The sequence below is a fragment of the Streptomyces sp. R-07 genome, assembly GCF_049913175.1.
In the GTDB taxonomy this organism is placed as follows: Bacteria; Actinomycetota; Actinomycetes; order Streptomycetales; family Streptomycetaceae; genus Streptomyces.
In genome coordinates this window covers 4,635,044-4,653,689 of sequence record NZ_CP183978.1, presented here as the reverse complement: position 1 = coordinate 4,653,689, position 18,646 = coordinate 4,635,044, and the positions used below count along the sequence as shown (strand labels likewise).

The 18,646-nt window shown below is 72.6% G+C and carries 14 protein-coding genes; 9 read left to right on the top strand and 5 right to left on the bottom strand.

Annotation, left to right across the window (positions count from 1 at the left end; genetic code table 11):
• Positions 1–113 precede the first annotated feature (113 nt).
• Positions 114–2,330 carry an FG-GAP repeat domain-containing protein gene (locus ACN9M0_RS21330; RefSeq protein WP_426404055.1) on the top strand — a complete coding sequence of 739 codons (2,217 nt, stop codon included), beginning with the start codon at positions 114–116 and terminating at the stop codon, positions 2,328–2,330.
• Positions 2,331–2,372: 42 nt separating this feature from the next.
• Positions 2,373–4,598: an FG-GAP repeat domain-containing protein gene (locus ACN9M0_RS21325; protein WP_426404054.1), complete on the top strand. Its 2,226-nt coding sequence runs from the start codon at positions 2,373–2,375 to the stop codon at positions 4,596–4,598.
• Positions 4,599–4,602: 4 nt separating this feature from the next.
• Here ACN9M0_RS21325 and ACN9M0_RS21320 read toward each other — a convergent pair whose 3' ends face one another.
• Positions 4,603–5,004, bottom strand: a complete 402-nt coding sequence (locus ACN9M0_RS21320) for an ATP-binding protein (RefSeq protein WP_366036554.1) — start codon at positions 5,002–5,004, stop codon at positions 4,603–4,605.
• Positions 5,005–5,095: 91 nt separating this feature from the next.
• Between ACN9M0_RS21320 and ACN9M0_RS21315 the strand changes: the two genes are divergently transcribed.
• The 3 genes from ACN9M0_RS21315 to ACN9M0_RS21305 are packed head-to-tail and all read left to right on the top strand — an operon-like array spanning position 5,096 to position 6,836.
• On the top strand, positions 5,096–5,959 hold the full coding sequence (locus ACN9M0_RS21315; RefSeq protein ID WP_366036555.1) for a helix-turn-helix domain-containing protein: 864 nt from the start codon (positions 5,096–5,098) through the stop codon (positions 5,957–5,959).
• Positions 5,956–6,201 carry a DUF397 domain-containing protein gene (locus ACN9M0_RS21310; RefSeq protein WP_366036556.1) on the top strand — a complete coding sequence of 82 codons (246 nt, stop codon included), beginning with the start codon at positions 5,956–5,958 and terminating at the stop codon, positions 6,199–6,201. The genes ACN9M0_RS21315 and ACN9M0_RS21310 overlap by 4 nt, the downstream gene beginning before the upstream one ends.
• Positions 6,198–6,836 (top strand): HAD family hydrolase, encoded by a 639-nt coding sequence (locus ACN9M0_RS21305; RefSeq protein WP_366036557.1) that lies wholly within the window; start codon positions 6,198–6,200, stop codon positions 6,834–6,836. Before ACN9M0_RS21310 ends, ACN9M0_RS21305 begins: the two co-directional genes overlap by 4 nt.
• Here the strand turns inward: ACN9M0_RS21305 and ACN9M0_RS21300 are convergent.
• Positions 6,818–8,140 carry a hypothetical protein gene (locus ACN9M0_RS21300; protein WP_366036558.1) on the bottom strand — a complete coding sequence of 441 codons (1,323 nt, stop codon included), beginning with the start codon at positions 8,138–8,140 and terminating at the stop codon, positions 6,818–6,820. The genes ACN9M0_RS21305 and ACN9M0_RS21300 overlap by 19 nt on opposite strands.
• A 144-nt stretch (positions 8,141–8,284) precedes the next feature.
• Here ACN9M0_RS21300 and ACN9M0_RS21295 point away from each other — a divergent pair, with 144 nt between their 5' ends.
• Both ACN9M0_RS21295 and ACN9M0_RS21290 read left to right on the top strand, forming a co-directional pair.
• Positions 8,285–8,839: a nitroreductase family protein gene (locus ACN9M0_RS21295; protein WP_366036559.1), complete on the top strand. Its 555-nt coding sequence runs from the start codon at positions 8,285–8,287 to the stop codon at positions 8,837–8,839.
• 1,203 nt (positions 8,840–10,042) lie between these two features.
• Positions 10,043–11,974, top strand: a complete 1,932-nt coding sequence (locus ACN9M0_RS21290) for a protein kinase domain-containing protein (RefSeq protein WP_366036560.1) — start codon at positions 10,043–10,045, stop codon at positions 11,972–11,974.
• On the opposite strand, the gene ACN9M0_RS21285 is transcribed toward ACN9M0_RS21290, so the two are convergent.
• Positions 11,963–12,388 carry a Zn-ribbon domain-containing OB-fold protein gene (locus ACN9M0_RS21285; protein ID WP_366036561.1) on the bottom strand — a complete coding sequence of 142 codons (426 nt, stop codon included), beginning with the start codon at positions 12,386–12,388 and terminating at the stop codon, positions 11,963–11,965. The genes ACN9M0_RS21290 and ACN9M0_RS21285 overlap by 12 nt on opposite strands.
• On the bottom strand, positions 12,388–12,837 hold the full coding sequence (locus ACN9M0_RS21280) for a DoxX family protein (protein ID WP_366036562.1): 450 nt from the start codon (positions 12,835–12,837) through the stop codon (positions 12,388–12,390). Before ACN9M0_RS21280 ends, ACN9M0_RS21285 begins: the two co-directional genes overlap by 1 nt.
• 272 nt (positions 12,838–13,109) lie before the next feature.
• Between ACN9M0_RS21280 and ACN9M0_RS21275 the strand changes: the two genes are divergently transcribed.
• A complete protein-coding gene (locus tag ACN9M0_RS21275) occupies positions 13,110–14,267 on the top strand; it encodes a flavin-containing monooxygenase (RefSeq protein ID WP_366036563.1) in 1,158 nt (385 codons plus the stop codon).
• A 262-nt stretch (positions 14,268–14,529) separates the two neighbouring features.
• Here ACN9M0_RS21275 and ACN9M0_RS21270 read toward each other — a convergent pair whose 3' ends face one another.
• The gene (locus tag ACN9M0_RS21270) at positions 14,530–16,218 is read right to left on the bottom strand and encodes an FG-GAP-like repeat-containing protein (RefSeq protein ID WP_366036564.1); all 1,689 of its coding nucleotides are present in this window, start codon (positions 16,216–16,218) and stop codon (positions 14,530–14,532) included.
• A 204-nt stretch (positions 16,219–16,422) separates the two neighbouring features.
• Here ACN9M0_RS21270 and ACN9M0_RS21265 point away from each other — a divergent pair, with 204 nt between their 5' ends.
• Entirely contained in the window at positions 16,423–18,645 is a 2,223-nt protein-coding gene (locus ACN9M0_RS21265) for an acetate--CoA ligase family protein (RefSeq protein WP_366036565.1), read from the top strand.
• Position 18,646 lies beyond the last annotated feature (1 nt).

Below are 18,646 nucleotides of genomic sequence, written 5' to 3'. Positions count from 1 at the left end.
CGCCTGACCGGAAACCTGACCGGAAGCCGGCGTACAACCATTCGACTCCCTCGTGGGTCATGCGGGCGTGGCGTGTCACGCCGCGCCCGCACTTCGTGAAGGGGATCACCGCTTTGTCCGGAGTACGCACGTCCCGCCGCCGGCTGGCCCTCGCCGTCACCGCCGCCCTCGCCGTCACGGTGGGCACCCTGACAGCCGTACCGGCCATGGCGGCGCCGCCGGCCGCCCAGGCGGCCGAGCAGCAGGAGGCGCTCACGCTGCCCGACGGCGCCCAGGTCGTCGGAAACGGCCCGTCGGGCTTCCTGACCCGCACGTCCGAGGGGGCGGGCCCCGCGTTCCACTGGACGCGGTACGCGGACGGGGTGACGACGACGCTGCCGGCGGGCGACTACTGGGGCGGCGTCCAGACGGACGTCGTGATGAAGACGGAAGGAAGCGTCCGGAAGCTGTACGACATGGCTACGGGCGCCGACCCCGTCGTGATCGACACCAGTTTCCTCGGCGCCTCCGTCACCTTCCACAAGCTGGCCGGAAGCACCCTGGTGATGACGGCGGCGCGAGCCGGGGGCGGCACCGACCTCCACCTCCTCGCCAAGCCCGAGGGCACGCTCGTGGACCGCAAGGTCGCCGGGCTGCCCGCCGACGCGGCCTTCCGCTGGGTCAACATGACCTCGCCCGACACCGTCATCCTGCTCTACACGGGAACGGTGGGCGGGGTGTCCGGCACGCACGTGGCCCTCGTCGACACCGCCACCGCCACGGTCGTGGAGGACCGTCCCGCGCCGGAAACCACCTCCGACATCACCGCGTCCGCCACCCACCTGACCTGGGTCGAACGGAACGCGACGACCGGCGCCCTCACCCTGGCGTTCGCGCGGCGGGGTGAGCCCGAGGTCTCACGGACCGCCCTCGGCTCCGGAGCCGCGCCCGCGCTCGAATCGGTGGGCGACGACTGGGTGACGTACGCCGTTCCTGGGGGCGCCAAGGCCGACAGCCCCAACCCGCTGTACTCCCTCACGGCCCGCTCCCTGAAGGACGGGCGGACGGTCAAGCTGCTCGACACCGTGGAGCGTCTGCGCGGCGGCGCCGGCGGTGAGCAGCTGGCGCAGGGCGGCACCCTGGAGCAGGGCGAGGGTCTCTACCGGATCGCCCCCGGCCCGGACGGCACCCCTGCCGCGACGCTCGTGGCGAGCACGGGCGTGCCGACGGCGCTCGACATCGTGGAACAGGGGGTGCCCGCCAGCATCGACTTCAGCACCGAGAGCGGCGACACCAGCCTGTGGTGGCGGCTCAACCGGACGGCTGTCATCAAGTCGTACGTCGAGCTCACCCACACCGCGTCGGGGAAGCGCTGGACCTCCTACCAATTCGGGGAGCAGTGGGGCGCCGGGGCGCGATGGAAGGGCCTGCTCAGCGACTACACCGCCGCCCCCAACGGTGCGTACACCTGGAAGGTGACGGCGACGCCCGCCAACGGCATCGGCCCTGCGGTCGTACGGACCGGCACGCTCACCGTCGCGAGCAAGCCGCACCCGCACGACTTCTCGGACAGCGGCTCCCCGGACCTGCTCTACCGGAGCGGCGGCACGCTGTTCTCCGTCGACGGGCGCCGGACGCTGTGGTTCGGCGGCTACTCGATCCCTCTCCAGAAGACGGTCATCGGCACGGGCTGGGACGCGTACGACCAGATCGTCACGCCCGGGAACGTCGCCGGCACCTCGCACGCCGACGTCGTCGCCCGCGACAGGAGCGGCACGCTGTGGCTGCACAGCGGCACCGGGAAGTCCGCCTTCTCGCCCCGTACGAAGATCGGCGGCGGCTGGCAGATCTACAACCGGCTCACCGCCGGCAGCGACCTCACCAGCGACGGCCGCCCCGACCTCGTCGCCACGGACAAGGCCGGCGACCTGTGGCTCTACAAGGGCACGGGGAACACGTCCGCGCCCTTCGCCCCGCGCGTCAGGATCGGTCACGGCTGGGGCATCTACAACAAGATCGTCGCCGTGGGGAACATCGCCGGCGGCAGGGCCGGTGACCTCGTCGCCCGCGACACCGCAGGCGTCCTCTGGCTCTACCTCGGCAAGGGCGACGGCACCTTCGCCGCCCGGACGAGGATCGGCGGCGGGTGGGACCGGTGGGGCGAGATCGTCGGCATCGGCGATGCCGACCGCGACGGCCGCGCCGACCTGGTGGTCAACGGGATCGCGGGCGGCCGCAGCGAGAGCCTCGCGCTCTTCCGGGGCACCGGGGACTGGAGGGCGCCGCTCTCGGGCCGGGTCTGGGTCGAGACGCCGGACGCCCTCACCACGGTGCCCGCAACCCTCTTCTGAGCCGCTCCCCCTTCTCCTGCCGCATCTCCTGAGAGCAGACCGATGAACCTCACCAGCAGCACCCGGCACCGGCTCGCCGTCGCGGTCACCCTCGCCGTCACCGCTGGCCTCCTCGCCTCGCCCGCCGTGGCGGCGACCGCCCCGCACCCGGCGACGGCGGCCGTCGCGGCGGATCAGCAGACAGCCCCCGTGCTCACCCTGCCGCAGGACTCCTACCTGGTCGGCAACGGCCCGTCCGGATTCCTCACCCGTCGCAACGACGGCAGCTTCTCCTGGACCCGGTACGCGGACGGTGTCACGACCGCGCTGCCCGCAGGCTCCAAGGGAACCGTCCGAGCGGACACCGTCGTGGCCTCGTCCGGAACCGTCCACACCGTGTACGACATGTCCGGGGGCTCCTCCCCCGTGACCATCGACATCGGCTACCTCGGCACCGGCGCCACCCTCATGGACCTGGCCGGCAGCACCCTCGTCGTGAGCGTCCCCAGGGCCGACGGCAGCGAGGGCCGGGACATCCACCTGGTCAGCAAGCCGGACGGCACGATCGTCGACCGGCCGATATCCGGGCTGCCCGCGAACGCGGTCGCCCGCTCCCTCACCAGCCAGGTGGACTCGCCCGACACCTTGTCCCTCCTGCACTACGAGGTCGTGAACAACGCGGCCGACTGGCACGTGGCCGTCGTGGACGTCGCCACCGCCACGCTGGTGGAGGACCGCGACGCGACCCGAGCCGACTACGACACCGATGTCACCCTGTCCGCCACGCACCTGGCCTGGGCCGAAAGCCCGGCCGCCGACGGGTCGGTGGCGCTGGAGGTGGCCCGGAGGAACGAGCCCGACGCCACGCGCATCCCCATCGGCCACGGGTCCCGTGTCCAGGCCGAGCTGATGGGCGACTGGCTGGCGTACGGGGACACCAACACGTTCCCTTGGCCCAACCCCCTCTACGGGCTGACACTCCACTCGCTGACGACCGGCCAGACCGTCAAGGTCCTCGACAGCGTGGACACCATCCGCAGCCAGTCGGACACCGAGCTCCTCGTGCAGGGCGGCACGATCGACCAGGGCAAGGGCATCTACCGGATCGCACCCGGCCCCGACGGCACGCCGACCGCCACCCTCGTGGCGAGCATGGGGCTGCCCATCGTCCTCCAGGTCGTGGAGCAGTCGGTCCCCACCACCGCCGACTTCCGTACGAGAGCCGGCGACGTGAAGCTGACCTGGCGGTTCTCCCAGCCCACGACGGCCCACATCGAGCTGATCCACACCGCCTCCGGGAAGCGGAAGACGTACACCGAGAACACGGATGCCACCGAGCGTGCCACCGCGACGTGGAACGGCCTGCTCGACGACTGCTACACCGCCCCCAACGGCGAGTACACCTGGCGGATGACGGCGGCGCCCCGCAGCGGCATCGGTCCGTCCGTCGAGCGGACCGGCACGCTCAGGGTCGACAGCGGGCAGGCCCCGCACAACTTCTCGGACAGCGGCTCACCCGACCTCCTCGTCCGCGGAAACGACAACCTGTACATGTTCGACAGCCGCAAGGCACTCGAATTCGCCCACACAGGCGCGCCGACCGCGACGAACGCCGGGGCCGGCTGGTCCGCCTACGACCGGGTCCTCACCCCCGGAAACGTCGTCGGCGCCCGGTTCTCCGACCTCGTCACCCGGGACAAGACCGGCGTGCTCTGGATCCACCCGGGCACCGGCAACGCCGCCTCCCCCTTCGCGCAGCCCGTCCGGGTGGGCGGCGGCTGGAACACGTACACCGACATCACCGGCAACGGCGACCTCGACGGCGACGGCCGTCCCGACCTGGTCGCCGCCGACAAGACCGGTGGCCTCTGGTTCTACAAGGGCACCGGAAACACCGCCGCGCCCTTCGCGCCCCGCCGGAAGACCGGCTACGGCTGGGACATCTACAACAAGCTCGTCGCCACCGGGAACATCGGCGGCAACCCCACCGGCGACCTCGTCGCCCGCGACAAGGCCGGCGTCCTCTGGCTCTACCTCGGCAAGGGCGACGGCACCTTCGCCGCCCGCACCCGGATCGGAGGCGGCTGGAACGCGTACAACGAGATCGTCGCCGTCGGCGACACCGACCGCGACGGCCGCCCCGACCTCCTGGCCAACGGGCGCACGGGCCACCTCGACAGCACCCTCGCCCTCTACCGGGGCACCGGCGACTGGAAGGTCCCCTTCGCCCCGCGCGCCGGAGCCACCACGATCCTGCCCGCCCCCGGCTGGTACACCACGCTGTTCTGACCGGTCACCGGCCCGTCAGCGGCACGGTCGCCCAGACCGTCTTGCCGACCGACCGGTCCTTCACGCCCCACGCCGTCGCGAGGGCGGCCACGAGCAGCAGCCCGTAGCCGCCCTCGTCCGGCTCCCGCGCCATCGGCAGACTCTCCCCCCGCGCGTCGGACAGCTCGACCCGTACGTGGTCGCCCCCGCGCTCCATCCGTACCTCGAAGTCCCGCCCCGGCACCCAGCCGTGCTGGACCGCGTTGTTGGCGAGCTCGGCGACGACTAGCTCGATGGCATCGGATCCGGTCAGGCCCCAGTCGTGGAGCTGCTGCACGGCGAGTAACCGCGCCAGGCGCGCGCCCCGGCGCGTTGCCGAGAGCCGGAGCGTGAACTCACTGGTTGGAGTGGAGGTTTCGGATTTCATGCCCCTCAACCTGGCCCTCCGGCCGTACGCTGACCAGCAGCGACGCCACGACGCTGGGTAACTGTACGGGTACGCCAAGAGGGCGGTACGGATGTCGGGGAACGAGGAGGAGAGGCCGGAACGGCCCTCCGAGGTGGACGGTACGGCGCACCTTTTCCGGGCGCTGGGGAAGATCATCAAGGTGCTGCGGAGGAACGCGGGCCTGAGCCAGGCGGAGCTGGCCGCCCTCACGCATTGCAGCGAGGACTTGATCTCCTCGATCGAGAGGGGTGTACGGGTCCCCCAGCCGGACTTCCTGGTCCAGGTCGATCCGGTACTCGGGGCGGGCGGGGTGTTGGTGGCTGCGGCGGACGATGCACGGGAGGCGCTGTCGCGGGCGCGGACCCGACATCCGGACTGGTTCCAGGACTTCGCGGACGCGGAAGCGAAGGCGGTGGCGCTGCACTACTACGCGGTGCAGGCCGTGCCGGGCATTCTGCAGACCGAGGCGTACGCGCGGTACCTCTTCGGGAACCGCCGTCCCATGCTGGACGAGCAGACGGTCGAGAAGCGGGTGGCCGACCGGATCTCCCGACAGGTGATCCTCGACAAGTGGCCTTCGCCGACCATCAGCTTCGTCCTGGAGGCGGCCGTCCTGCTGCGCCCGTTCGGTGGACCGCAGGTCCACCGCGAGCAGCTGCGACGCGTGCTGGACGTGGCCCGACGGCGCACGATCGAGCTGCAGATCATGCCGCAGGACGGCACGGAACATCCCTACCTGGACGGTGCGTTCACGCTGCTCACTCCGCCGGGGCGCCGGGAGGTCGCGTACACCGAGATCTACGGGCACGCCCGGCTGATCACCGCGCCAGAACACGCGCGCACCTACGCCGAGCGCTATGGGATCATCCGGGCGCGGGCTCTCTCGCCGCAGGAGTCCCTGGCCTGGATCGAAAAACTGCTGGGAGAACGATGAACACCACGGAACTGGCCTGGTTCAAGAGCAGCTACAGCAGCTCCGAGGGCGGCGAGTGCGTCGAAGTCGCGTACGACTGGCGCAAGTCCAGCTACAGCGACTCCGAAGGCGGCAACTGCGTCGAGGTAGCCGCCCACCCCACCCTCATCCACGTCCGCGACTCCAAGAACCCCCACGGCCCCCAGCTCGCCGTCTCCCCCGCCTCCTGGGCCGCGTTCCTGGACGTAGCATCCGGGGCGTGACCTCCATAAAGTTCGTTCTCTTCGACGTCGACGGCACCCTCATGGACGCCGTCGAGAACCAGCGGCGCGTCTGGCACGAGTGGGCCGCGCGCCACGGGCTCGACGGGGCGGAGGTGTACGCCACGGCGCTGCGGACGCGCCCGGTGGAGACCTTCGCGGCCGTCGTTCCCGGCGCCGACCCGGACGAGTGCCTCGCCCTTCTGCACGCGCTGGAGGACGAGGACGTCCGTACGGGTACGTACGCGGCCTTCGACGGGGCCCAAGAGCTGCTCAACACGCTCCCCGCCGACCGGTGGGCACTCGTGACGTCGAACTACGAACACCGGGTGCGGGGACGGTTCGAGCGGACCGGGCTGCCGTTCCCGGGGCTCATCGTCGACGCGGCCTCCGTCGCCGAGGGGAAGCCGTCCCCCGTCCCGTACCTCACCGCTGCCGAGAAGCTGGGCGCGGACCCGGCCGAGTGCCTGGTGATCGAGGACGCGCCGTCCGGGGTCCGCTCCGGCCTGGACGCCGGGATGACCGTCTGGACGGTCAACACCCCGGCGCCGCACCCGGACGCCCACCGCCACTTCCCGACCCTCGCGGAGGCGGCGCCGCACATCGTGGCGGCCCTGGGTCAGAGGATCTCGTCGTAGATGTTCCAGCCCCAGCCGATCTGTCGGCGGAACTGGGACGGGACGAGGTTGCCGCTGGGGTTGACGCCCTCGTAGAGCCAGAGGCGGCCGTCCGCCTCGCGGGCGAGGTAGTCGCCGTCCCGGGAGCCACCGAGGTTGTCGGCGAGGACGAGGCGGTCGTACGTGTTCCATCCGCCGCCCACCCGCGTGGGGGGCATGAAACCGGGCCACGTCTGGATGTTCGGCCAGTACGACCAGAGCACTCCGGCCTTGTCGCGCGCCACGGCCCCGCCGCTGGACCTCTGGCCCACGATGAGGCTGTAGGCGTTCCAGCCGCCGCCGATGCGCCGGGGCGCCTGGAAGGGAGCGGAAGGATTCCCGGAGCCGTTCGACGCGTAGTACCAGAGGCCCCCGACCCTGTCCCGGGCCACAAGGCCGCCGCGGTCCCCGGCCCCGCCCCCGCCCCGGGCGGTGATCGCGGTATAGGCGTTCCAGCCGCCGCCCACCCGTACGCGGGGCTTGAAGGGGGCGTCCGGGTTCTTCGATCCCTGGTAGTACCAGAGCACGCCGCTCTTGTCCCGGGCCACCAGATCACCGTCGCCGGCCGCCGTGCGCCTGTTGAGGGAGGTGATCGACGTGTAGACGTTCCAGCCGCCGCCGATGCGCTCGCGCGGCTTGAGGGGTTTGTCGTCGAACCCTGTGCTCTCGTACTGCCAGAGCACACCGCCCCTGTCGCGGGCGAGGACCGTCGTCCGCAGGCCGGCCGACGGGGTGTTCCGGGCGAACTGGAAGGCGACGGTCCCGCTCGCGGAGACGGCCCCTTCCGCGTCGGTCACTTCGAGGGTGCCCGTCACGTCCCCGTACTGGCGTGCGCCGATGCCGGAGTCGATGCGGATGTCGTAGGTGAGTGTGGTGGCCGCCTCGGTGACCGGCAGCGTGGCCACGTACGGGCCGTGGTCGACTCCGTCGGCCGGGGCCACCAAGGGGCAGGGCTCGAAGGCGCCGCCGTTGACCGCGCAGTCCGGCCGGATGTCCCAGTAGATCGGGTACGCGGGGCTCCCGGACTCCCGGGTGATCGGCAGGAGGAGCCGCGCCTTCACGGGGCCTGTCACGCCCGCCGGGAGTGCGACGGTGACCCGGGTCGTCACGGCCTCCTCGCCGGAGGGGACGACCAGCGGGCCGCCCTGCTGCACGACCGTCCCGGTGTCGGCGGTCGTCCCTGTGTCGGCGGTCGTCGCGGCGACGGCCGTCGCCCCTCCCAGTACCGCGGGGGCCACGCCGACGGCCAGAGCCGCCGCGATCGCCAGAGCCAAACGCTTACGCATACGCGCCACGAATCCCCCAGGAATTCTTTCGGTTCACTTCGGTAGCTCACGCCGTTGACAGCCGTCGGCGCCGAATGGTTGTACGGGAGAGTCCACGCGCCGGGCGCTGGAATAGGCCCGTGCGGTGGCCGGTTGGACCGGGATATGCAACGTGATCTGGAACCGTCCGGCGGCATCCACCCCCTCCTGGCGGGACGGTTCAGCCCCTACCGGTTCGACCCGTCGGCCGCCGTCGACGACCACGCCCTGGGCCTGCTCCTCGAGGCCGCGCGGTGGGCGCCGTCCGCAGGTAACTCCCAGCCGTGGGGCTTCTTCGCGAGCCGCCCCGGGGAGGCGGACCACGAGCGGGTGGTCCGCCACCTCGCGCCCAGCTCGGCCCGGTGGGCGACGGACGCGGGGCTGCTCGTCGTCACGCTGACGCGCCGGCACGTGGGCGACTCGGAGCTGCTGTACTCCGAGTTCGCGGACTACGACCTCGGCCAGGCCATCGCCCACATGACGCTGCAGGGCGAGGCGCTGGGACTGGCCTCGCACCAGTTCCGGGCCTTCGACCTGGAGGGCCTCACGAAGGAACTGGACCCGAACCCGGGGTGGGCGATCGTCTCGATGATCGCCCTGGGCAAGGCGGCCGATGAACCGTCGGAGGGCCGCGACCGGCGCAGCGTCGCGGACCTGCTGGCGGCGCCCTGGGCCCTCTGACGGGCACCGTCGCCCGGGTTCTCGGGGTGGGCCTGCTTCGTGGGCCTCGGGTGGGACCGCCCTCTTTCCGAGAGTCGCTCCTTCCGGCGGCGCGTCAAGGGCAAGTCGGCTTCGCCGATGGCCTTCGGCCACCCTTGACCCGCCACCTCCAGGAGCGAAAGACCTCTCGGAGGGCGGTCCGGGGGTCGGGGTCCCCGGAGCAGGCCCGGGCAGTGCCCGGGGCCGGTGCCCGGCCAGCGGGCCGGTGGGGTGGGGCTGGGTTCGCAGGCGAGGCTAGTGGGGCCGATTCCCTCGGCTCGGGGTGCGCGGTCGTCGAATGGGGCGGCCCGGGTCGGTTCGGCGACCGACGGCCGTCCGCCGGCCGGGATTCAGGCCCCGCTGGTCGCTCCCGGTGGGGGCTGGGCGGGTCTCGGACGAGGTAAGCGCGACATCCCTCCCCCAAAGGAGGCGACATGCCCGATATGCCACTCCCCTCCCCCTGGTTACCGCGAGTAGGTCAGCGTTATTCGCACGCGCCCCCTCCCCACCCCCCGACTACGCTCCCTCCTCCCCGGGTGCCGGCAAGCTCGGGGAACAGGCCGGCGGCCACGTCCACCTAGCTCCTCCTCTGGAGCGGGGTTCGCCTCATGGCGGGTGGCCGCCGGCACCCCTTCACCCACCGGGAGCGACCAGCGGGGCCTGAAGCCCGACCATGCGACGGCCGCAACCCGCCAAGCGCCGCCGGGCCGCCCCATTCGACTGCCGCGTACCCCCGGACGAGGCAAGCGGTCCCACCCACCCCGACCACTAACCCAGCCCCACCCCACCGGCCCGAACGCCGCCCTCCGGCCCCGGACACTGCCCGAAGCCCCGCGCGGCCCCGCCCCCGGCCGCCCTCCGAGTGTGAAAAGGCGGCCTCCGCCGCCGGGTCAAGGGTGGGCGCAGCCCATCGGCGGAGCCGACTCGCCCTTGACGCGGTGGCGGAGGCCGCCACACTCGGAAAGAGGGCGGCCGCACCAGAAGCTCACGAGGCCGGGTCACAGCGAGAACCTGGCCCCGCACCTACGGAGGCGCTCCGCCCGGCACTCTCAACCCCTCAACCACAGTTACACAACAAGAACTTGAGCTCCATTCAGGTTGCAAACCCGCTCGGCTACTGTGTGGCCCATGCAGGGGGAACCGGAAGACCAATCCACTTCGGACAGTTTGAGCGGCAGCGGGGCCATGCCCCTCGAAACGGGCGACCCCCGGCAGATCGGGGCCTTCAGACTTCTCGGCGTTCTCGGGTCCGGCGGGATGGGCCGGGTCTATCTCGGCGCCGTGCCGGGGAAGTTCGCGGCGGTGAAGCGGGTCCTTCCCGTGCTCGCCGAGGACGCCGACTTCCTCAGTCACTTCGGGCACGAGCTGGACAACCTGGCCCGGCTGCCCGCCGGGGCCAACACCAAGCTGCTCGCGAGTGACCGCACGGCGAAGCCGCCGTGGTTCGCGACCGAGTTCATCCCGGGCATCACCCTCAACGAGGCCATCCGGCTCAACGGCGGCCCGCTGGCCGGCGGCGCCCTGTGGCGGCTGCTGCGGGGCGCGGCGGCCGGGCTGCGGGTGGTGCACGGCGCCGACATGGTGCACCGCGACCTCAAGCCGTCCAACGTGATGCTGACCGGCGACGGCCTCTCGCTCATCGACTTCGGCGTGGCCCGCGCCGCCGACCAGAGCCGGCTGACCAAGACCGGCATGGTCATCGGCACGCCCGCCTACATGGCCCCCGAGCAGGCCGTCGCCGACCGGCAACTGACCGGTGCCGCCGATGTGTTCGCGCTGGGCAGCCTTCTGCTGTACGCGGCGAACGGGCGGCCTCCGTTCGGGGACGGTTCCGGGCCCGACCTGCTCTACCGGGTCGTCCACGGCGAGCCCGACTTCGGGCGCCTCACCGAGGACGACCCCGAGCTGGCGGAGCTCGTACAGAAGTGTCTCGCGAAGGATCCGGCGGACCGGCCGACGGCCGACGAGCTCGTCGGGCTCACCGAGGAGCGGGCGACGGGGGCCTCGTGGCCGGCGGCCGTCGCCGAGCGGATCGCCGAGCGGGCCGTCTTCGCCGCCGGTGCGCCCACCGCCGAGCAGCTCGCGGAGCTGGAGCTCGCCGACCCGACCCAGGACGTGGCGACGGCCTCGCTCACCCCGCAGGCTCCGAGGGAGCCGGCGACCACCTCGCCCGACGCGGTCGCCCTCGCGGGCACGGCCGCCCCCGACAAACGGCGGCGCAACCGGTTCGTCATGCTCGTCGTGCCCGTCGTCGTGGCCACGGGCACCACGCTGACCGTCGCCCTCAGCCCGTACGTCGGCCGTCTGGGCGCGGCCCCCGAGGCGTCGCCGTCCACGGTGGCCTCGCAGCCCGCCTCCGTACCGCCGTCGAACGGGACGGGGCAGCCGTCGGCCAAGCCTTCCGCCAAGCCGTCGGCCAAGCCGTCGGGGAAGCCGTCGGGGAAGCCGTCGGGGAAGCCGTCGGCCGGGTCGACGGCCGTGCCCCCGCCCGCGTCCGGCGGTTCCGGCGACGGCGCTGCCGGGGGCGGATCCGGCGGCGGGTCGGTCACGGGCGGCGGGTCCGTGACGGGCGGCGATTCTGGCACCTCCACGACCTCCGGCGGCTCGGACTCGGGATCCGGCTCCGGCTCGTCCGGCGGGTCGACGACCCAGCAGCCCGCCCCGCCGCCCACCACCACCCAGCCCGCGCCTCCGCCGCCCACCACGTCGGCGCCCTCGGGTACGTACTCTCTGGAGAACGCGAACACCGGCAACTGCCTGGCCGAGTACAACGCGGGCTTCGGCGTCTTCGTCACCACGACCGAGTGCGGCTCCCAGGGCAGCAACGGCACCACCTACTGGTTCTCCTGGACCTACCAGTCCGGCCCGAACGGCACCTTCCGGCTGTTCAACAAGAAGTCCGGCCGTTGCCTCCAGCCCGCGGGCAACACCACGGTCACGACCGCCGCCTGCAACGGAGCGAGCCTTCAGTCCTGGAAGGTCGCCTCCTCCTCGTCCTCCGGCCGGACCTTCAAGAACATGAGTGACGGGCGGTGCCTGACGGCCGGCTCGTTCGCGATGAGCTACACCTGTGGTTCCGGCACCAGCCAGCTCTGGCGGAACATCTCAGCTCTGTGAGCCCGGGGGGCCGAAGACGGGGACGGTGACGTCCCCGTCCGTACCCTCCCGGCGGAACGCGACCTCCAGCTCCATCCCGATCCGGAGGTCGCCCTCCGCCACGCCCACGACCTCCGTCATCATGCGCGGGCCCTCGGCGAGGTCGACGACGGCCGCGACGTACGGGACGCGGTCGCCGAAGGGCGGGAGGTCGTTCCGGTGGACGACCGACCAGGTGTAGAGGGTGGCGCGGCCGCTCGCCCGCTCCCAGCGGACGTCCTCGCTCCAGCAGTGCGGGCAGAACTCGCGCGGGTAGTGGTGGGCGCGGTCGCAGGCGGCGCAGTGGCGCAGCAGCAGGTGTCCTTCGGCGGCGGCGTCCCAGTAGGGGCGCGTGAAGGCGTCGATGTCCGGGAGGTTCGCCGGGGTGGCCGTCATCAGAAGAGTCCGATCGCGGAGTCGAGGGACCAGGTCTGCCAGGACATGGCGAGGAGGGCGACGAGGGAGATGAGCGCCATCATCGCGTTCTGTCCCTGCTCGGCCCAGTCGTGGATCATCAGGACGAGGTAGAGGAGGTTGAGGAGGAGGCCGCCGACGAGAGCGACCGGGGTGAGGAAGCCGGTGACCAGGCCTAGGCCGAGGGCGAGTTCGGCGTAGACGACGACGTACGCCATGAGCTTGGGGCGCGGGGCGACGACGGTGTCGAAGCCGTTCTTCACGGCCGCCCACCGGTGTTTGCCGGCGACGTCGGCGGCCCAGGCGATGCCGGTGCCGCGCTCGAACCAGCCCTTCCTGTCCTTGTGGCGCCAGCTCTCCAGCCACCACAGGCCGAGGCCGATGCGGAGGACGGCGAGCCATTCGGCGCCGGTGAGCCAGACGGTCTGCATGCGGATCCTCCCGATGAGGCTGATCTGACGGTACGTCAGTTCAGCGCAGACCGGCGGTCCGCCGCAAGGGGTGGGCGGGCACGGCCGCACGCCGCCACCCGGCGGCTCGCGCGACCGTGCGGGCACGGCCATGCGTCGGCACCCGGCGGTCCGCGCCACCGCGCGGGCACGGCCCACGCGTCGACACCCGGCCGTCCGCGTGACCGATTCGCAACCGAAATCCCCACATGACCGAGACCCACTGCGTGTACACGTCATTACGCTCAGCATTCATGGTCACCACGCCCCCTGCACCTCCCGTCCACCCCGTGTACGTCATCGGTGGCGGACCCGGCGGGCTCGCCGTCGCCGCCGCCCTGCGCGCGCGGGGCGTCCGGGCCGTCGTCCTGGAGAAGTCCGACGCCGTCGGCGCCTCCTGGCGCGCGCACTACGACCGGCTGCGGCTGCACACCACCCGGCGGCTCTCCGCCCTCCCCGGCCTGAAGATGCCCCGCTCCTTCGGCCGCTGGGTCGCCCGCGCCGACGTCGTCCGCTACCTGGAGACGTACGCGGAGAAGCACGAGCTGGAGGTCGTCACCGGGGTCGAGGTCCACCGGGTCGAGCGGGCCGGCGCGGACTGGGTCCTGCACGCCACCGGCGGGCGCCGGCTCACCGGCCGCGCGGTCGTGGTGGCCACCGGCTACAACCACACCCCGAGCCTTCCCGAGTGGCCGGGCCGCGACGCGTACGGGGGCGAGCTCAGCCACGCCCGGACCTACCGCAACCCGGAGCCGTACAAGGAGAAGGACGTCCTCGTCGTCGGCATCGGCAACACCGGCGCCGAGATAGCCGCCGACCTCGCCGACGGCGGCGCCGCCCGGGTCCGGCTCGCGGTGCGGACCGTCCCGCACATCGTGCGCCGCACGACCCTCGGCTGGCCCGCCCAGCGCAACGGCATCCTGGTGCGGCGGCTGCCGGTGGCCCTCGTCGACCGACTGGGCGCCCTCCTCGCCCGGTTCGCCTCGCCGGACCTCACGGCGCACGGGCTCCCCCGGCCGGACCAGGGCCTCGCCACCCGGCAGCGGGAGGGCGCGATCCCGGTACAGGACGTCGGCCTGATCGACGCCGTCCGCGCCGGGAAAGTCGAGATCGTCGCCGCCGTGGAGGCCTTCGAGGACGGCGAGGTGCTCCTCGCGGACGGCAGCCGGATCGCCCCCGAGGCGGTCATCGCGGCGACCGGCTACCGGCGCGACCTGGAGCCGCTCCTCGGCCACCTGGACGTGCTCGACGGGCGCGGACTGCCGGTGGTGCACGGGGCGCGCTGCCCGCGCGAGGCGCCCGGGCTGTACTTCACGGGGTTCACGAACCCGATCAGCGGGATGTTCCGGGAGCTGGCGATGGACGCGGAGAGGATCGCGCGGCGGATCGCGAAGAGCAGTCCCAGGGCGTGAGAGGCCCCGGTGCGGCCTCGGGAACGGTCTCCGGTGCGGCGTCGGGCGCGGCCTCGGGAACGGCCTCCGTTGCGGCGCCGGGAACGGCCTCCGGTACGGCCTCGGGACCGGCCTCCGTTGCGGCCTCGGGACCGGCCCCCGTTGCGGCCTCAGGAACGGCCCCCGGTACAGCGCCCGGCGCGACCTCCGGAGCCGACATGCCGGTGCCCCGCCCCCCGGGGGAGCGGGGGCGGGGCACCTGCTGATCCCGAGGGGGACGGGATCAGAACGAGGACAGGCCGTTCCAGGACCAGCCGATCTTGACGCGGGCCTTGAGGCCGCCCTTGCCGTCGCCGTCGTAGCGCCACAGGACACCGGCGGCGTCGCGGGCGAGGACGTCGTTCACACCGTCGCCGGTCAGGTCGCCGGCACCGGTCAGGCTCAGGCCCTTCCAGCCGTATCCGATCTTGTAGCGGCCGCCCCGCTCGTAGCGGTAGAGGTCGCCGTTCGGGGCCTGGCCGAGGTAGTTCTGGTAGCCGCTCGCCGTGAGCGGGCCGACGCCCGTCAGGCGGTAACCCTCGTAGCCGTAACCGGCCTTCACGCGGGCCTGGAGACCCCCGCGGCCGTCGCCCGCGTACCTCCAGAGGGTGCCGGCGGGGTCGATGGCGAGGACGTCCGGGAAGCCGTCGCCGGTCAGGTCGCTGACGCCGGTGAGCCTGAGGTCCTTCCAGCCGGTGCCGATCCTCACCTTGTTCGAGACGTCGCTGTACCCGTCCCCGTCGAGCCGCCAGAGGCCGCCGTCGGCGTCCTGGGCGATCGCGTCGGGGCGGCCGTCGGCGTTGAGGTCGCCGGCGGCGGTCATGCGGTAGCCCTTCCAGCCCCAGCCGGCCTGGACGCGGCGTTCGAGGACGCCCATGCCGGTGCCCCGGTAGAGCCAGAGGTTGCCCGAGCCGTCCAGGGCGAAGACGTCGGAGCGGCCGTCGCTCGTGTAGTCGTGGCGGAAGGTGCCGTGGGGGTTCCAGCCGCGCGGCGGGACCCAGGAGACCTCGGAGGCGGTGGTGTCGGGGGCCGAGAGCACCCTGGGAGTGGTGCCGGGCACGGTGGCACCGCTGACGGTGGCCGCCTGATTCGTACCGCCGGAGAGGTACGCGATCTGGGAGCCGTCCGGGGACCACTCGGGGAACAGGACGCCCTGGCCCCGGGTGAGGGAGTACTCGGTCCCGCCGTCCAGGACGCGGGCGCGCACGTCGTACGAGCCGTCGACGAAGGCCGCGAAGGCGATCCGCTCGCCGTTCGGCGAGAACGTCGGGTGGAGTCCCTGGGTGACGGGCTTCGGGGCGTCGGCCTTGCGCGGGTCCCACGTGTAGACCGTGCTGCCGCGCAGGAAGGTGATGCGCCCGTCCCAGGCCACGTCGACCTGGGTGTCCCAGGTCTGCTCGGGCGTGGGGAAGACGAAGCCGAGGCCGGTGCCGTCGAGGTTGATCCGCATGATGCGGAGCCTGTCGTGGCCCGGCTTGGCCCGGAAGCTCAGGTAGAGCTGCTTGCCGTCGGGTGTCCAGTCGAGGCCGTCGAGCCAGCCGTCGGCCTCGTTGACGTCCATGCGGACCGGGCGGGCGTTCCTGCCGTCGGCGTCCGCGACCCAGATGTCGGCATAGCCGTCGTTGCTGATGAAGGCCATGCGCAGACCGTCGGGCGAGTACGTGACGCCGGTGATCTCCGCCTGGGGAAGGCCCTGCCCCGTGGGCACCAGGACGCGGCGGTCGCTGCCGTCGGCGTTGACCGTGACGACGCTGCTGTGGCGGACGCCGTCGACGTCCGCGTACTCGGTGAAGACCACGCGGGGCTTCGGCACGCCCTCGGCGGCCAGGGCCGGGGCCGTAGTGGCCGCGGTGAGAGCGGCGGAGGAGGCGAGGACGGCCAGGGCGGTGCCGAGGGCGCGGCGGCGCCCCCGGATGCGGGTGGAACGGGTCAAGAGGGCCCCCAGAGCGGATGTCGTCGGACGCCGGCGGTCGCGTCGTCCGGGAGGTGAGACCGCCCTTCCCGTCGAAGGGTTGTACGCATCCCGAGGATCCGTTCTGCCGCGGACCCCCGCACACCCATTCCTGACTGGCCGTCAGTTCTGTAACCTGACTGAGCGTCAGGTTCTATACGGATGGGTGAAGGGCGGGCGGAACACATGCTTGGATCGACTCACGGCACCTTCACCACCGATCTGCGCGCCCGCGTGGTCGCCTGCGGCGAGGCGCCCCCGGTCGTCGTGCACGGCGTCACCGTCGCCCCCGGCGACGTGGACGTCAGCGGGCGGCCGCTGCACGCGCCCGTCCCCGACCTCGACCGCTTCTTCCGGCCCGAGTCCGTCGCGGTCGTCGGTGCCTCCGACGCCGAGGGCCGGCCCAACACCGGCATCACCCGGCAGCTGCTCGCCTGGGCCGAGCGGGTCGGCGCCCGGCTGGTGCCCGTGCACCCGACCCGTACCAGCGTGTTCGGGATCGACTGCGTGCCCTCCGTCGGCGCCCTCACCGAACCCGTCGACCTCGCCGTCCTCCTCGTCGCCGACCCGCTGCCCGTGATCGAGGAACTCGCCGAGACCAAGGTGAGGTTCGCGGTCGCCTTCGCCTCCGGCTTCGCCGAGACCGGCGCGACCGGCGCCGCCGCGCAGGAACGGCTCGCCGCCGCCGTGCGCCGCTCCGGGCTCCGCCTCCTCGGCCCCAACACCAACCTCAACGCCTTCGAGCGCTTCCGCGACGACCTCGAAGGCCCCGCCGTCGCCCTCATCACCCAGTCCGGCCACCAGGGGCGGCCCGTCTTCACCCTCCAGGAGCTCGGCGTCCGCCTCTCCCACTGGGCGCCCACCGGCAACGAGGCCGACCTGGAGACCGCCGACTTCCTCTCGTACTTCGCCGGGCGGCCCGAGGTCGGAGCCATCGCCTGCTACGTCGAGGGGCTCAAGGACGGCCGCTCCTTCCTGCTCGCCGCGGACCGGGCCGCGCGCCAGGGCGTCCCCGTCGTCGCCGTGAAGGTCGGCCGCACCGAGACCGGGGCGCGGACCGCCGCCTCCCACACCGGCAAGCTCACCGGCGCCGACCGGGTCGTCGACGCGGCCATGCGGCAGTACGGGGTGATCCGGGTCGACGGACTCGACCAGCTCCAGGACACCTCCGCCCTCCTCGCCCGCGCGCGCAAACCCCTCGCCGACGGCGTCGTCGTCTACTCCATCTCCGGCGGTACGGGAGCCCACTTCGCCGACCTGGCCACGGCGGCGGGCCTCGAACTCCCCACCCTCCACCAGGCCAAGCAGGACGAGCTGCACCAGTGGATCCCGGAGTACCTGAACGTCGCCAACCCCGTCGACAACGGCGGGCACCCCGTCGGCGACTGGCGCGGCCGGAAGATCATCGACGCTATCCTCGCCGACCCGTCCGTCGGCGTCCTCATCTGTCCCATCACCGGCCCCTTCCCGCCCATGAGCGACAAGCTCGCCCAGGACCTCGTCGACGCCGCCGAGGCCACGGACAAACTCGTGTGCGTGGTGTGGGGCTCCCCCGTCGGCACCGAGGACGCCTACCGCACGACCCTCCTCGGCTCCTCGCGCGTCGCCACCTTCCGCACCTTCGCCAACTGCATCGGGGCCGTGAAGGCCTACCTCGACCACCACCGCTTCACCGCCGCCTACCGCTCCCCCTTCGACGAGGCCCCCCGCACCCCCTCTCCGTCCCTCCGCAAGGCCCAGGCCCTCATGCGGCCCGGCCGGCGGCTCAGCGAGCACGCGGCGAAGCAGCTGCTCCGGGCGTACGGGATACGGGTGCCGCGCGAGCAGCTCGTCACCAGCGCCGCGGCGGCCGTCCGCGCGGCCGGGCTCGTCGGCTACCCCGTCGTGATGAAGGCCTCGGGCGCGCAGCTCGCCCACAAGACGGAACTTGGCCTGGTGAAGGTCGGGTTGACCTCGGCGAGCCAGGTGAGGGACGCGTACCGCGAACTCACCGACATCGCCCGCTTCGAGGAGATCGACCTCGACGGCATCCTCGTCTGCCAGATGGTCGGGCGCGGCGTCGAGATGGTGGTCGGCGTGACCCACGACGAACTCTTCGGCCCGACGGTCACGGTGGGCCTGGGAGGCGTCCTGGTGGAGGTCCTCAACGACACCGCCGTCCGCGTCCCGCCCTTCGGGGAGCGCGAGGCCCGCTCGATGCTCGACGAACTCCGCGGCCGGGCCCTGCTCGACGGCGTACGGGGCGCGCCGCCGGCCGACGTCGACGCGCTCGTCGAGGTCGTGCTCCGGGTCCAGCGGATGGCCCTCGAACTCGACGGCGACCTCGCCGAACTCGACATCAACCCACTGATGGTGCTGCCGCGCGGGCAGGGAGCGGTGGCCCTGGACGCGCTGGCCGTCTGCCGCTGAG

Coding starts and splice junctions, on each gene's coding strand:
- ACN9M0_RS21325 (WP_426404054.1), top strand. CDS start 2,373: ATGAACCTCACCAGCAGCACCCGGCACCGGCTCGCCGTCGCGGTCACC.
- ACN9M0_RS21320 (WP_366036554.1), bottom strand. CDS start 5,004: ATGAAATCCGAAACCTCCACTCCAACCAGTGAGTTCACGCTCCGGCTC.
- ACN9M0_RS21315 (WP_366036555.1), top strand. CDS start 5,096: ATGTCGGGGAACGAGGAGGAGAGGCCGGAACGGCCCTCCGAGGTGGAC.
- ACN9M0_RS21310 (WP_366036556.1), top strand. CDS start 5,956: ATGAACACCACGGAACTGGCCTGGTTCAAGAGCAGCTACAGCAGCTCC.
- ACN9M0_RS21300 (WP_366036558.1), bottom strand. CDS start 8,140: ATGCGTAAGCGTTTGGCTCTGGCGATCGCGGCGGCTCTGGCCGTCGGC.
- ACN9M0_RS21295 (WP_366036559.1), top strand. CDS start 8,285: ATGCAACGTGATCTGGAACCGTCCGGCGGCATCCACCCCCTCCTGGCG.
- ACN9M0_RS21290 (WP_366036560.1), top strand. CDS start 10,043: ATGCCCCTCGAAACGGGCGACCCCCGGCAGATCGGGGCCTTCAGACTT.
- ACN9M0_RS21285 (WP_366036561.1), bottom strand. CDS start 12,388: ATGACGGCCACCCCGGCGAACCTCCCGGACATCGACGCCTTCACGCGC.
- ACN9M0_RS21280 (WP_366036562.1), bottom strand. CDS start 12,837: ATGCAGACCGTCTGGCTCACCGGCGCCGAATGGCTCGCCGTCCTCCGC.
- ACN9M0_RS21275 (WP_366036563.1), top strand. CDS start 13,110: ATGGTCACCACGCCCCCTGCACCTCCCGTCCACCCCGTGTACGTCATC.
- ACN9M0_RS21265 (WP_366036565.1), top strand. CDS start 16,423: ATGCTTGGATCGACTCACGGCACCTTCACCACCGATCTGCGCGCCCGC.